The 13,851-nt window shown below is 63.4% G+C and carries 12 protein-coding genes, 1 tRNA gene and 1 pseudogene; 8 read left to right on the top strand and 6 right to left on the bottom strand.

Annotated features, from left to right (window positions below; translation table 11 throughout):
* Positions 1 to 192 precede the first annotated feature (192 nt).
* Entirely contained in the window at positions 193 to 819 is a 627-nt protein-coding gene (locus FJ423_RS11640) for a LysE family translocator (RefSeq protein ID WP_140841810.1), read from the bottom strand.
* 452 nt (positions 820 to 1,271) lie between these two features.
* Here FJ423_RS11640 and FJ423_RS11635 point away from each other — a divergent pair, with 452 nt between their 5' ends.
* Together FJ423_RS11635 and recQ are read left to right on the top strand one after the other, a co-directional pair.
* Positions 1,272 to 2,918, top strand: coding sequence for a hypothetical protein (locus tag FJ423_RS11635; RefSeq protein WP_140841808.1), 1,647 nt, complete (start codon positions 1,272 to 1,274; stop codon positions 2,916 to 2,918).
* Entirely contained in the window at positions 2,918 to 4,753 is a 1,836-nt protein-coding gene (recQ, locus tag FJ423_RS11630) for a DNA helicase RecQ (protein WP_140841806.1), read from the top strand. The genes FJ423_RS11635 and recQ overlap by 1 nt, the downstream gene beginning before the upstream one ends.
* 41 nt (positions 4,754 to 4,794) lie before the next feature.
* Here the strand turns inward: recQ and FJ423_RS11625 are convergent, their stop codons facing one another.
* Positions 4,795 to 5,367: a TetR/AcrR family transcriptional regulator gene (locus tag FJ423_RS11625; RefSeq protein ID WP_140841804.1), complete on the bottom strand. Its 573-nt coding sequence runs from the start codon at positions 5,365 to 5,367 to the stop codon at positions 4,795 to 4,797.
* 142 nt (positions 5,368 to 5,509) lie between these two features.
* Here FJ423_RS11625 and FJ423_RS11620 point away from each other — a divergent pair, with 142 nt between their 5' ends.
* Positions 5,510 to 6,265: an MBL fold metallo-hydrolase gene (locus tag FJ423_RS11620; RefSeq protein ID WP_140841802.1), complete on the top strand. Its 756-nt coding sequence runs from the start codon at positions 5,510 to 5,512 to the stop codon at positions 6,263 to 6,265.
* Between the two features lie 216 nt (positions 6,266 to 6,481).
* Here the strand turns inward: FJ423_RS11620 and FJ423_RS33510 are convergent, their stop codons facing one another.
* The gene (locus FJ423_RS33510; protein ID WP_181174775.1) at positions 6,482 to 7,528 is read right to left on the bottom strand and encodes a DUF1186 domain-containing protein; all 1,047 of its coding nucleotides are present in this window, start codon (positions 7,526 to 7,528) and stop codon (positions 6,482 to 6,484) included.
* A 23-nt stretch (positions 7,529 to 7,551) separates the two neighbouring features.
* On the opposite strand from FJ423_RS33510, the pseudogene FJ423_RS11610 reads away from it, so the two are divergent.
* Positions 7,552 to 8,688 (top strand): annotated as a pseudogene (locus tag FJ423_RS11610) (hypothetical protein).
* An 18-nt stretch (positions 8,689 to 8,706) separates the two neighbouring features.
* Here FJ423_RS11610 and FJ423_RS11605 read toward each other — a convergent pair.
* Together FJ423_RS11605 and FJ423_RS11600 are read right to left on the bottom strand one after the other, a co-directional pair.
* On the bottom strand, positions 8,707 to 9,156 hold the full coding sequence (locus tag FJ423_RS11605) for a hypothetical protein (RefSeq protein WP_140841800.1): 450 nt from the start codon (positions 9,154 to 9,156) through the stop codon (positions 8,707 to 8,709).
* Positions 9,157 to 9,419: 263 nt separating this feature from the next.
* Positions 9,420 to 9,509, bottom strand: a tRNA-Ser gene (locus tag FJ423_RS11600).
* 326 nt (positions 9,510 to 9,835) lie between these two features.
* On the opposite strand from FJ423_RS11600, the gene rplU reads away from it, so the two are divergent.
* From rplU to FJ423_RS11585, 3 genes are all read left to right on the top strand, one after another.
* Complete coding sequence (gene rplU, locus FJ423_RS11595) at positions 9,836 to 10,534, top strand: 50S ribosomal protein L21 (protein WP_140841798.1); 699 nt, start codon at positions 9,836 to 9,838, stop codon at positions 10,532 to 10,534.
* Positions 10,535 to 10,649: 115 nt separating this feature from the next.
* Positions 10,650 to 10,919, top strand: coding sequence for a 50S ribosomal protein L27 (gene rpmA, locus FJ423_RS11590; protein ID WP_095767205.1), 270 nt, complete (start codon positions 10,650 to 10,652; stop codon positions 10,917 to 10,919).
* A 126-nt stretch (positions 10,920 to 11,045) separates the two neighbouring features.
* The gene (locus tag FJ423_RS11585) at positions 11,046 to 11,633 is read left to right on the top strand and encodes a GNAT family protein (protein WP_140841796.1); all 588 of its coding nucleotides are present in this window, start codon (positions 11,046 to 11,048) and stop codon (positions 11,631 to 11,633) included.
* 183 nt (positions 11,634 to 11,816) lie between these two features.
* Here FJ423_RS11585 and FJ423_RS11580 read toward each other — a convergent pair whose 3' ends face one another.
* The gene (locus FJ423_RS11580; protein WP_140841794.1) at positions 11,817 to 12,680 is read right to left on the bottom strand and encodes an endonuclease/exonuclease/phosphatase family protein; all 864 of its coding nucleotides are present in this window, start codon (positions 12,678 to 12,680) and stop codon (positions 11,817 to 11,819) included.
* A gap of 142 nt (positions 12,681 to 12,822) precedes the next feature.
* On the opposite strand from FJ423_RS11580, the gene obgE reads away from it, so the two are divergent.
* Entirely contained in the window at positions 12,823 to 13,851 is a 1,029-nt protein-coding gene (gene obgE / locus FJ423_RS11575) for a GTPase ObgE (protein ID WP_140841792.1), read from the top strand.

Below are 13,851 nucleotides of genomic sequence, written 5' to 3'. Positions count from 1 at the left end.
GTCGGAGAAGCAGGACGACTGCGGAAGAATAATATCAGCAAGCCCCCGGCTGAGTTCTGCAAGAATATGCTTGGTTTCTTTTATAAAGAAAGCGCGATCTCGTCACCCCGCCGACGCCGGCTAAGCGGGCCTTCTGTTACGAATTCAGCTATGACATGCCTGCCTGGGACCGGCGCCGCCGGGTGAAGCGTTTCAGCGCTGCTGCAGCGCCAGGCGTATGCCGAGCGCGCAATATATGCCGCCGACCACCTTGCCCTGCCATTTCGACACCGCCGGATTGCGGCGCAGCAAGGAACCCAGGCCGCCCGCGCTGACGGCGAAGACGGCCGTGCTGAAGAGCCCGAGCAGAACAAAGATGATGCCAAGCTGCATCAGCTGCAGCACCACGAAACCACCTTGCGGGTGCACGAATTGCGGCAGGAAGGCCAGGAAGAACAGCGCGGTCTTCGGATTGAGCACTTCGGTCAGGATCGCCTGCCGGAAGGCCCGGCCCGCGGAAATGGGGAGCGTCGTGGCCGCCAGGTCTGCCGGCGCCTTTTCGAAAATGGCGCGGATGCCGAGATAAACGAGATAGGCCGCGCCGATATATTTGACGATGCTGAACAGCATCGCCGAAGCGGCGATGACGGCCGAGATGCCGACGATGGCCATGACGGTGTGGATCACGTCGCCAGCCGCGACACCGGCGCCGGTGGCGATGCCGACCTTCGTGCCCGAGCTCGTCGCCCGCGCGACCGTGAGCAGCGTCGCCGGCCCCGGGATGAAGACGAAGCCGAACACGACCGCGATGTAGGTGACGAGCGTCGCGGGATCGATCATGCCAAGGCTCCTTTTGCGTCGAGCGTCGCTCTTCATTCGGAGCGGCTCGGCGTTATAGCACCGCAGAACGGGCCGGGGGAACTCTCGGGCGGCGAAGTCGGCGGTCGCAGCGATTCGAGCGGAATGTCGTGACGGCCTTCCACGCTTCGATGATTTCGTCGCAAGCGTACGCTGTCCCACAGCCCTGTCGTTCGAAGCCGCCGGGAATGGACCGCGGCATTGCTTTGACCTTTCGTTTCAATGCACGTCGTTGTATCGAACGACAAGGCCGAACGATGCCGGATCGGCAATCGAGCCAAGGCGCCTGCCCCAGGCGGCGGCAAGATCAAGGGGGCTGGCTTGGAAGAGCAAGCGACATGTGAGACCCGGCGAAGCCGGGCTGGAACGTGCAGGCTCCACGACAGGCGCGCTTGTCGCCAGGATGGAATCGGCGACCGGAAGCAGCCTGCCGCATGATCGCGCCACCCATTCTCACCGCGAGCCGGCTTGGGCTTATTGTGACGCCGGACATGTTGCCCGGCGGCGATGGGATCAACATCAACGGGCCGTCGCTTATCGGCATGCCGGACTGGGCGCCTGGGCGGCAGGGCGCCTACTATCTCTATTTCGCCGATCACGGGGGTTCTTATATCCGCCTCGCCTACGCCGATTCGATCGAAGGCCCGTGGCGCATCCATCCCGGCGGGGTACTGTCCCTCGCTCAATGTCCGTTCATCAAAGGCCACATCGCGTCTCCCGACGTTCATGTCGATCAGGGGAATCGCCGCTTCGTTATGTATTTTCACGGACCGGCAAAAGGCGGAGAAGGCCAGACGACCTTTGCCGCGACATCCGGTGACGGCCTTCATTTCAATCCGCTTTCCGAGCCGCTCGGGCCTTCCTATGCCCGGTTCTTCCGCCACGATCAGTGGTGGTACGGTCTTCTCGGGACAGGAGCCATCACCGTCTTCCGCTCCAGGACCGGCATCTCCGATTTCGAACGGGGTGCGGTCGTTCTGTCCGGCATGAAGCATCTTCCCACCCCGAGGCATCTTGCACTGCAGAAATCCGGTCGCTGGCTGCGGGTCTTTTACACGCGCAGGGGCGACGCGCCGGAACGGATACTTCACGGCACGATCGATCTCGCCGAGGACTGGAGAGGCTGGACGGTCAAAGGCGAGACCGAACTGCTGCGACCGCAGACGGACTTCGAAGGCGCGGGCTTGCCGGTTTGCCCCAGCCGGGACGGACCGGCCGAAGGCGCGGAGAACGCGTTGCGCGATCCTGCGATTTTCGAGGAGAGAGGCCGCACCTGGCTGCTCTACGCCGTTGCCGGAGAGAGCGGCATCGCCTTGGCCGAGATCACGTCGAAGGACGTTCCTGGCAAAGCAGCCCGGATGCCGGCGACCACTCTACACCGTGGCGCAAGACGACTGTTCTGGCGATTGCGCAAGGCTGCGCCCCGGCTGCCCTCGGCAATGACGTTTCGCAAAAGAATCTTCATTGCCGGCTGTGCTCGCAGCGGAACCACGCTAAGCCGTCGTTTGATGGCGTGTTTCGACGATATCTATGTTCATAGGGACGAAGCGCCGTATCAGGCGCTGCTCGAACTGGATCGCCCCGAAGTCAATCTGGTCGTCAAACGCACCTATGAGAGCCATAAGGACATCGAGCATCTGCCTGGCTCGGTCGGATTGATCTATTGTGTGCGGCATCCTTTCGACGTGCTCACAAGCTCCCATCCAGAGACGGTGAACGAACGGCGTTTTCACGTAACGACCGAGCGCTGGGAGGCGGAGTATGACGGGTTGACGCGCCTTAGAAAGGCTCAACCCGAAAGAGCCGTTTTCTATCTGCGCTATGAGGAATTGATCGCCGAACCCGATATCGTCCAGGGCAGGATCGCCCGGTCGTTCGGTCTTTCACCGGTCACGCTTTACAGCCGCGATGCGGACAATCCGATACGGCCGACGTCGCTGAGAAAATGGGAGCGCAATGAAGAATTCCAGACCTACCTGCATGGCCTCCCAGCGGCGTTCCTCGCCCGCGTGGAGAGCTTCTGCCACGAATTCGGCTACGAAATGCCGGCCTATACCTTGAAGGCGGGAACGGCGCTGTGATGCCGGCGCAGGCAGTGAGCATCCGGGCCGAGGATCACAAGCGGCGCGTCCTGAAGGATGTGTTCGGCTTCGACGATTTTCGCCCCGGGCAAGCGACCGTGATCGAGGCGTTGCTGTCCGGGCGGCATGTGCTGGCGGTGATGCCGACAGGCGCCGGCAAATCGCTCTGCTATCAGGTTCCGGCGCTGGTCAAAGGCGGGCTTACCATCGTGGTGTCGCCGCTGGTGGCGCTGATGCAGGACCAGGTCGCCGCCTTGCGCCTTGCCGGCGTGGCCGCCGACACCATCAATTCCTCGCTCGACCGCGACGCCAATGTCGCTGCTTGGCGCCGCGTGGCGTCCGGGCAGACGCGGCTGCTCTATATGGCGCCGGAGCGGCTGATGACGGAGCGGATGCTCGAAGCCCTGTCCCGGCTCGATGTCGGCCTGATCGCCATCGACGAGGCGCATTGCATCTCGCAATGGGGACCGGCCTTCCGGCGCGAATATGAAGACCTGTCGCAATTGCGCGGCATGTTTCCGCAGGCGCCCATCATCGCGCTGACGGCGACGGCGGACGAGGCCACGCGCGCCGACATCGAAGCGCGGCTGTTTGCCGGGCGCGCCGAAACCCTGGTGCTGGGCTTCGACCGGCCCAATATCAAGCTGGCGATAGAGCCCAAGCAGGACAGCAAGCGCCAGCTGCTGCGCTTCATCGAGCGTCACCAGGGCAAGAGCGGCATCATCTATTGCCTGTCGCGCCGCAAGACGGAAGAAATGGCGGCTTTCCTGGAGAAGAACGGCGTGCGCGCGCTCGCCTATCACGCCGGCATGAGCAAGGACGCGCGAGAGGCGAACCAGAACACCTTCATGAGCCTGTCGGGCGTCGTCATGGTGGCGACCATCGCCTTCGGCATGGGCATCGACAAGCCCGACGTCGCCTATGTCTTCCACACCGACCTGCCCGGCAGCCTCGAAGCGTATTACCAGGAGATCGGCCGCGCCGGCCGCGACGGCCGGGCGGCGGAAGCGCACATGCTCTACGGCGCCGGCGACATCCGCACGCGCCGGATGTTCATCGACGACGAGGATACCTCGCCCGAGCACAAAAGACGGGCGCATCGCCGGCTAGAAACGCTGATCGGCTATTGCGAGACGGCGCAGTGCCGGCGCCAGGTGCTGCTCGGCTATTTCGGCGAGGAGGCGCAAGCCTGCGGCAATTGCGACAACTGCCTCGACCAGGCGCCGCGCGCCGATGGCGGGGCGGAGGCGCGGATCATCCTCGCGGCCATCGCGCAAAGCGGGGAGCGCTTCGGCGCCGCCCATGTCATCGATATCCTGCTCGGCCATGAGACCGAAAAGGTGCTGGCCAGAGGCCATCAGCAGCTCGCCAGCTTCAGGACCGGCATCATGCACCGGAAGCCGGTCTGGCTGTCGCTCATCCGGCAACTTGTCGCCGGCGGCTTCCTGGTGCCGGATCCCGACGGCCATGGCGGCCTCGCCATCTCGGAAAGCGGCCGCGCGCTCGGCCGCGGCGAGGTTGCGTTCGAGTATCGTGTCGAAGGCCGGGACCGTCTGGCGCGCGGCAGGAAGCGTGCCGCGCAAGGCTCTGCCACGGGCGAGAGCGTGGACACTTCCTTGCTGGCCGCGCTCAAGACGCTGCGGCTGCGGCTCGCCAAGGAACGCCAGGTGCCGGCCTATGTGGTGTTTTCCGACCGCACCCTGATCGACATGGCCGAGCGCCGTCCGCGCGACCTCGACGACTTTGCCGAAGTGAACGGCGTGGGTGCAACGAAGCTCAAGGAGTTCGGGGAGGCGTTCTTGAGTGCGATCGCGGCGCACCCGTCAGAAAGCTGACAACACGCACGTCTCAGCCTACTGCCGCCGGAGTCTGCCGCTTAACCCATGCCTTGGACGGCCTGAACCATGGCGTTTACGGCTTCAACGGGCTGCAGGCCAGCTTCGCGCACCAGCGTGCGCCAGGTGAAGAAGCTCAGCGCCACCCGTAGCAACGCTCGCTGGCTGCCGCCAAGGCCTTCGCCGAGCACCCCCTGGCAGGTCGCGAAATACGGGCCGATGCTCATCTCGACAGCCTCCCGGGTTGGCGGGTGATGTTCGGCGTCGCGCAACACGCTGGCCACCACGCTTTCATTGCGCCCGTACCATTCATAGATCGCCAGCAGCGCGATCCGCATCCGTTCGCCTGGGTCGGCCACAACTCGCCACGGCTCCGGGCTCGGCAGCGGATGCGTCTCGATGTGCGTGCTCGAGCAGGCCTGCAGCAGACTGCGCTCGTCGGGGAAGTGGGCGTAGAGCGTGTGTCGCTGAACGCCGGCACGCTCGGCGACCAAGCTGAAGGTCGTTGCTGCGGGACCAACGCTACCGTGCAGGTCGATCGCAGCTTCGACGATGCGCCGCCGGGTTTCCGCCTGCTGCTCGGCACGGCGTTTAAGGGTGTATTTGCGGGTCATGTATTTAAGTGCACACGCATGTGCACCCATTGTTGACAGGGCTCTAATATTTCGCTACACACATATGTACTTCGATTTTAGTCGAAGTCCAGCCCTGGGTAACCGGGAGAGGGAACGCAACCATTGTTTTGGAGGAGATTCCATGGAAACGAAAATCGACGAAATCGCCGAGGGCATCTACCGCCTATCGACCTATGTATCGGACATTGCTCCGCCCGTCGGCTTCACCTTCAACCAGTTCCTGGTCATGGGCGATGAGCCGCTCATGTTCCACACCGGTCTGCGGAAGATGTTCGCGCTCAACCGCGACGCGCTTGCCCGCATCATCCCGCCGGAGCGTCTTCGCTGGATTGGATTTGGCCATTTCGAATCCGACGAATGCGGCGCCATGAACGAATGGCTCACCGTTGCGCCGCAAGCAACGGCCGCGCACGGACAGACAGGCGTCTACGTGTCGCTCAACGATTTCGCGGATCGTGCGCCGCGGGTGCTGAAGGATGGCGAGGTGATCGACATCGGCGGCGGCAAGCGCGTGCGCTTCATCGATACACCGCACACGCCGCATGGTTGGGACGCCGGCGTCATGTACGAGGAATCGACCGGCACCCTGCTCTGCGGCGATCTGTTCACCCAACTCGGCAACGACCGCGCGCTGACCGACGGCGATGTTGTCGGCCCGGCGATCGCCGCCGAGGATCTGTTCAAATATTCGGCACTCAATCCCGGCATGGGCACGACCATCCGCGAGCTTGCCAAGCTCGCGCCACGCACTCTGGCGCTCATGCACGGTCCGTCATTTTCCGGCGACGGGGCTGCGGCCCTGCGGGCGCTTGCCGACGACTACGACCGCCGTGTCTCGGCTCAGATGGCCGAAGCCATGCAGAGGCTGGCAGCATGAGCGCGCCCGTAGAGGGCACAAAGACGGACTGCCGGATCACCGGCGTTTGCGGCCGTCAGGGGCGCACCTGCCCGAACGCCGGCTTTCTATGCCGCATCCTGCTTCGGGCTCAGGATGTCAGTCCTGCGAAGGGCGCCGCGCGAATGCGTAACCTGAAATGAATGAGCGGCCTCCTTCGCCAAGGCTTCGGAGGCCATCTTCGCGAAGGATCGCCAATCAGCTGGCAAGGCAACATTTCTTGAATTTCTTGCCGCTTCCACAAGGGCACGGATCGTTGCGCCCGACGTCGCGCCAGGGGTTGGTGGCCGGTGTGACGCTGGTGAAGGCCAGGTCCAGCCGTGAGGCTTGCCCATCCTCGTCCTCGTCAAGATCGAATTCGTCGTCGCCGAACTCGAAGTCGTCGTCATCGTCAAGGCCGCGGGTCCAATCCAGCGCCACAAGGACATCCTCGATGTAACTCAGACTGGCGCGATCGAACCGGCCGATGTCGCCCGGTTGCTGCTCGGCTTCCCGCAGGTCGCTTTCGAAATCACTGCGTTCAAGCGCATCTTCCGGGATCAGGCCCTCATCCCAAGCGCTGTAGGCAAGCGGAACGAGGTCTCGCAAGGCAAGCATCGCGATGGCTTGCAGCCAGCCGACCCACACGTAATCCCAGTCGTCGGCCAGCCTCTCCCTGTAGAACCGTTCCACGAAATCCCTTGTCCGGTCGCGCTCGATGCGACCTTCCCAGGTCAAAAAGGTCACCGCGCCAAACGCCGCATCGCGGATGAATTCGTCGCCGGAGCGTTCGGCAATGATGTCGAACAGCGCGCCGGCGTCGCCGTCGAATACGCCTACGATGATGCGCGACAAGGTTTCGGTTATGGCGTCGCCAAGCAGCCGGTCGGCTTCCTTCCCAGGGCGGCGCAGCAGACGCAGCAAAGCTTGGCATGCCTGGGTGTCGCGGGCGCCGCCGAGGATATACACGCCCCTGAAGAGCAGCATCTCTTCATCGTCCGACAAAGGCTGTCCGTTGGCGGCGCGTTCAAGGACCATGCGCAGCGCAGGCGCTGATTCTTCTATCCTGATCGTGCAGACCGCGATTGCGAGATCCGGCACCTGCCGTTCAGTCGCCACGGCATGGAGATAGCGGTCTATCGGAAACAGTTTGAAGTCGCTGCTGTCGTCGGAAAGCAGCTTTTCCAGATCTTCTTTTTCATCGCGTCCAGTCGCGTCGATGGAGCCCCGGCCCGGCGGTATGCTACCGATCCCCCAGCCGCACACTTGTGTCAATCCTGAGAGCGAGGATGAGCGAATACCAATATTATGAATTCCAGGCGGTCGACCGTCCCCTTGGCAACGCGGATCGCCACGTGCTTCGCGATTTGTCATCGCGGGCGCGGATCACCGCCACAAGCTTCACCAATTTCTACGAGTGGGGGGATTTCAAGGGCGATCCGGACGAGCTCATGGAGCGCTGGTTCGATCTTCATCTTTATTGGGCCAATTGGGGTTCCCGCCGCCTGATGATCAAGCTGCCGGCTCGGCTGGTTGATCGGGATCGCGTGGACGCCTTCCTTGGAGCGACCGACGACGTCATGCTCAGGGTCGCTGGTGAGAACATCATTATAAGCATCGCGCGCGACGAGTTGGAGTTCGAGTACCTGGACGACGACGACTCAGGTTGGCTCTCGGCCTTGGCGCCGTTGCGGGCCGACTTGCTCGCCGGCGATCTTCGGCTTTTCTACCTACTTTGGTTGATGGCTGTCGAAGCGGGCGCGATTGAACCCGATGAGCCTGAACCGATGCCGGGAATCGGACCGCTGACCGAGGCGCTCGAAGCGTTCGCAGCCCTCTTCGGCATCGATCGCGATCTCGTCCGGGCGGCAGCTGAGCGAAGCGCGACAACGGGTCCCGATGGCGCGGCACCGGATATCGCCCGGCGGGTGGTCGCGGCGATGAGCGACGTCGAGAAAACCAGTCTGCTCATGCGGGTTTTCAATGGCGAGCCGAATATGTCCGCCGAGTTGCGGGCCACGATTCGGGCACGTCTGGAACCCGAAACGACAATCTCGCCTGGCCCTTTGCACACAGCAGCGGATCTGCAGGCGCGGGCCGAAGAAATCCGCCTTTCCCGCAAGCGCGCCGAGGCGGAGCTGGCGGAAGCGCAGCGGCGACTGCAAGCGGAGGCGGCTGAGAAGGCCCGCGATATCCAGGTCGAGGTCCTTCGCCAGCGGGGTGAAAATGTCTGAGAAGAGGTCGAGACCGAGATCGGGCGGCGCAACCCCGCCGGCTACGATAAAGCAGCGGCGCTCCTTTCCGATCTATTGGCGCTTGCCGAAAAACAAGGCAGCACCGAGGATTTCCGTCTCCGGCTTCAGTCGCTCCGGGAGCGCCACGCAGGCAAGGGGCGCTTCCTCGAACGCCTGGTGGCGCTGGGATAGGTCTTGCAAGGGAGCCGGCTAACGCCAAAGGCAAACCTTGACGTCCTTGCCGACATAGCAGGCGCCTTCGCGGCGAAGCTCTCCCCAATCGCCTGCCTCGCCGTGCGTGTCGCGAATGTCAGCGTTCGCATAGCCTGCCCAAAGATCGCCGTCCTTGTAGACAACCGCCCAGTAATCTTTCGACATTTCACCGGCCCCGCTATGCGTGTCGGGATAGTCGATGCCTGCGAAAACCTGACGAGGCCCCTGGATATTGAAATCGCCGCCCTTCTCGATTTGGTAGGAGCATCTTCCGGAGATGCGAGTTTGACCGTGAACGACAAGCAGGCAGCGGCCCCATCTATAGCCGCTCGGCAGTCGATGCTGTGGTTGCGCGTGCGAAGGTGAAAGGGAAAACGCAATTGCAAGGACAACCGCAATTGTTCGCGCGACCATCTTGTCCCCCGTTGTGAAGCCGCGACCGGGCATTGTTAGATTTCGCCCCCGAGCGCATGTGGCCCTCTACGCAACAACCCGTGAGATCATATTATTATCGATTTATTATCGATCATGGTCGGATTTTTGTCACCCGAGGGCCACGGGATTTCATCCGCAGGCCGATGGGGCAGGTGAGGGGGATGTGGGGAAAGCTCCGAGCCGCCCTCCTTCGCTAAAGCTCCGGAGGGCATCCTGCTTCGCGCGGAAAGGAATTCGTTGGACCTGTCCTGCGAAGCGCGCAGCGCGAAGCAGGATGGCGGAGAGGGAGGGATTCGAACCCCCGATACCCTTGCGAGTATGCCGCATTTCGAGTGCGGTGCATTCGACCACTCTGCCACCTCTCCGCGAGGTCATGGTCGGCCGTTGCCGGCGCGGCGCACTAGATAACGGCTGACTGCTCCAGTTACAAGGCCCTATTCCACCGATTTCCTGCTTCCGCGGAAAGCGGTTGCGATGGGACGGACCGATATTTGCCGGCAACGTCGCTCGCGGCCTCTCCAAGGACAAGCCGCTTGCCTTGACTCCGGCGCAACCTTCGGTTAGGGACAGCCCGCATTCGGCGTGGAGGCTCTTCCGCGCCGCTTGTTTTTTGAACCCGCAGACTGACAAAAAGACGGCCGAACCGCCCGAGGCGGCTCATCGAGGCCGACCGAACAGCGAAAGGCAAAAAATGTTCGCAGTCATCAAAACGGGCGGCAAGCAGTATCGCGTCGCCGCCAACGATCTCCTGAAGATCGAGAAACTCGAAGCCAAGGTCGGCGATATCGTCGAGATCGGCAATGTGCTCGCGCATGGCGAGGGAGAGAATGTCACCTTCGGCGCGCCGTTCGTCGATGGCGCTCTGGTCACGGCGGAAGTCGTCGAGCAGGGCAAGAACCGCACCGTCATCGCTTTCAAGAAGCGCCGCCGCCAGAATTCGCGCCGCAAGATCGGCCACCGCCAGCTTTTGACCACCGTCAGGATCGCCGAGATCCTGCTGGGCGGCGCCAAGCCGTCGAAGAAGGCCGCCGCCAAGGCAGAGGCCAAGGCCCCCGAAGCCAAGGCGGAAGTCGCCGCCGAGGCAAAGGCCGAAGCCGCTCCGAAGGAGGCCAAGGCAAAGAAGGAGACCAAGTCTGAGGCCGCTTCCGGCGAAGAGGCAAAGGCTGCGCCGCTGTTCAAGGCGCCGAAGGGCGAGCCGGATGACCTGACCGTGATCAAGGGCATCGGCCCGGTCGCGGCGAAGGACCTCGCCGAACAGGGCATCGTCACCTTCGCGCAGCTCGCCAAGCTCACCGACAAGGATGTCGCCAAGATCGACGAGCACATGCCGTTCAGCGCCGACCAGATCAAGGACTGGCGCGAGCAGGCCAAGGAACTGGCGAAGAAGTAAGGCAGGTTGAAATAAGATGGCCCGGCGACAATCGTCGCCGGTGCGCACTTGAAACGGAACGCGAACGCGTTCATAAGACCATTCAAGCGCCTCAGGGCGCATCGGAGTTAGTCAAATGGCACACAAGAAAGCTGGCGGTTCGTCGCGCAACGGTCGCGATTCGCACTCCAAGCGTCTCGGCGTGAAGAAGTTCGGCGGCGAAGCCGTCATCGCCGGCAACATCATCATTCGTCAGCGCGGCACGCAATGGCATCCGGGCACCAATGTTGGCATGGGCACGGACCACACCCTTTTTGCGCTCGAAGCCGGCGCAGTCACCTTCAACAAGAAAGCCAACGGCCGAACCTACGTATCGGTGAACCCGATTACCAAAGCAGCGGAGTAGCCGGTTCCGCACCATAACACCGGCGCCCATCTCGGGAACCGGTGTCTGGCCAGGCCAGGAAAAGGATCAGGAGAGATGGGTTTGCCCTCTCTCCTTTTTCATTTTTTCTTGCCCTGGAGGACTAAAATGGTTGCCGAAGCGGAAGACTCCGAAGACGAAAGTTACGCGATCGATTGCCCGGTGCTGGCCACCGAGCGTCTGGCCATGCGCGCCCCGCGCGAGAGCGACCTCGAGCAACTCGTCACGCTGGCCGACAACCGGCATGTCGCCGAAATGCTGGCCCGCATGCCTCATCCCTATGGCGAAGCCGAGGGCCGCACCTTCCTCGCCATGGCGGCGTCGCGCCGCGCCGGCATCGTCTATGCCCTGACGCTCAAGGATACCGGCACCTTCGTCGGCTGCGCCGGGCTCAACACCACCGATCGCGGCCTGGAACTGGGCTACTGGATCGGCGAGCCTTACTGGAAGCGCGGCTATGCCACCGAGGCCGCGCATGCCCTGGTCGACCTCGCCTTCCAGCGGACCTCGATCCAGGTGCTGCATGCCTCGACCCGGGTGATCAATCCGGCCTCACGCCGTGTCATCCACAAATGCGGCTTCCAGTATGCCGGCCAGGGCATGCTGAACTCGATCGTCGCGGGGCAGGTGCCGGTCGAGCGCTATAGGCTCGACAGGAAGACCTGGACGAGCCTGAGGAATTGGATTCATTTTTGACGATTGCTTTACAGGGCTGGGCAAGCGCCCCTCACCCGGATTGCCAGCCGAATCGCGAAGGGCAATTCGGGGCAATCCGACGTCTCCCCAAGGGGAGAGGAGCCGGTAAGCGCCGGCGCCAATCTCGTCTGCCCTCGGGGAGAAGGTGGCCGCGAAGCGGCCGGATGAGGGGGAGTTCAGAATTCAGCCCAGCTCGGCCCAGAGCGGCAGGTGATCGGAGCCGACGGCGTCCCGGTCGGACCATAGACGCTTCAGCGATCTGGCCAGCGAGGCGCTGGTGAAGATGTAGTCGATGCATTTGTGGCGGCTTTTGTCGTCGGGGCGGTCGGGGTCGACCCAGGTGACGAGGTCGGCGACGGCAAGGCGCTGGGCGACGTCGACGGCAAGATCGGCGGTCAGCGGCATGCCAAACTCATGGTCCGGGCGGCCGGCGAGCTCGACATATTCGGGCGAGCCCGGCAGCATGTTGAAGTCGCCCATGACGATGAAGGCTTCCGGATAGGGCAGGTCCGGCAGGCCGATCTCGGGAATGCCCGACAGGCCGCCGCCTTCGAGCGCATAGTTCAGGAGGCGCTGGCGCAGGAAGCGGATCTGGCTCTGGCGCTCGACCGGGCTGCGGTGGTCGAGATGGGTGGAGTAGAAGCGGATGAAGCCGAGCGGCGTCTCGATCAGCGCTTCGAGCGCGCCGCGCTGGAAGTTCATGGCCTCGAGGCTGCGGCTGCGCGGCAGAAGGAGATTGCGCGACAGATGAATGGGTGTCTTCGACAGCACCATGTTGCCGAGCTGGAAGGAGGTCGAGATGGCGCGGCCGTTCTCGAGGCGCGAGCCGATATTGACCTCGAAATTGCTGCCATAGGCGGCAAAATAATCGGGCAGCGCCTCGCTGATCTCGGCCACCATGTCGCGGTCGCCGTTGCGCGGGTTGTTGCGGGTCACTTCCTGCAGCGCGATTACGTCGGCGCCGCGCACGGCGTCGGCGATGCGCCCGACATCGTATTTGCGGTCGAGGCCGATGCCGTATTGGATGTTGTAGGAAACGATCTTCATTCCCGCGCCCCTTTAGTCCCCGCCAGTGCTACCGCGTGCGCGCCGAAAGGGCATCCGGCGCTTTAGTCGCAATTCGGCCTCGCCCTCGGCCCTGCCTTGGTTTAGAGCAATCCCGCAATTGCAATAGCAGAAACTTGAAACGATGAAATTCCTCGACCAAGCCAAGGTTTACATCCGTTCCGGCGACGGCGGTGCCGGTTCGGTGTCGTTCCGGCGTGAAAAGTTCATCGAGTTCGGCGGGCCCGACGGCGGCGATGGCGGCCGCGGCGGCGATGTGTGGGCGGAAGCGGTCGACGGGCTGAACACGCTGATCGACTATCGCTACCAGCAGCATTTCAAGGCCAAGACCGGCATGCACGGCATGGGACGCAACATGACAGGCGCCAAGGGCGCCGACATCACGCTGAAAGTGCCGGCCGGCACGCAGATCTTTGCCGAGGACAATGAGACGCTGATCTGCGACCTGACCGTCGTCGGCCAACGCTTCCTGCTTGCCAAGGGCGGCAATGGCGGCTTCGGCAACCAGCATTTCAAGACCTCGACCAACCAGGCGCCGCGGCGCGCCAATCCCGGCCTGCCGGGCGAGGAGCTGAGCATCTGGCTTCGGCTCAAGCTGATCGCCGACGCCGGCCTGGTCGGCCTGCCCAACGCCGGCAAGTCGACCTTCCTTGCGGCCGTCACCGCGGCCAAGCCGAAGATCGCCGACTATCCGTTCACCACGCTCTATCCCGGCCTCGGCGTCGCCCGCATCGACGGCCGCGAGTTCGTGCTCGCCGACATTCCCGGCCTGATCGAGGGGGCGCATGAGGGGGTGGGCATCGGCGACCGCTTTCTCGGCCATGTCGAGCGCACGCGCGTGCTGCTCCACCTCGTCTCCGCGCAGGAGGAAAACCCGGGCAAAGCCTATAAGACGGTTCGCGCCGAGCTCGATGCCTATGGCAATGGGTTGACGGACAAGGTCGAGATCGTGGCGCTCAGCCAGGTCGACATCCTCGACGCCGACGCCCGCAAGAAGAAGGCGGCCTCGCTGAAGCGCGCCGCCGGCCGCGCGCCGATGCTTGTCTCGGCTGTCACCGGCGAAGGCGTCGAGGCCGTGCTGCGCGCGCTGATGGCGGTGGTCGCAGAAGCGCGCGACGCCGTTCCGGTTCCCGTCGACACGCGCTGGCGATAA

It is taken from the genome of Mesorhizobium sp. B2-8-9 (genome assembly GCF_006439475.1).
Lineage (GTDB): Bacteria > Pseudomonadota > Alphaproteobacteria > Rhizobiales > Rhizobiaceae > Mesorhizobium.
This window is presented reverse-complemented; position numbering and strand designations above follow the sequence as displayed.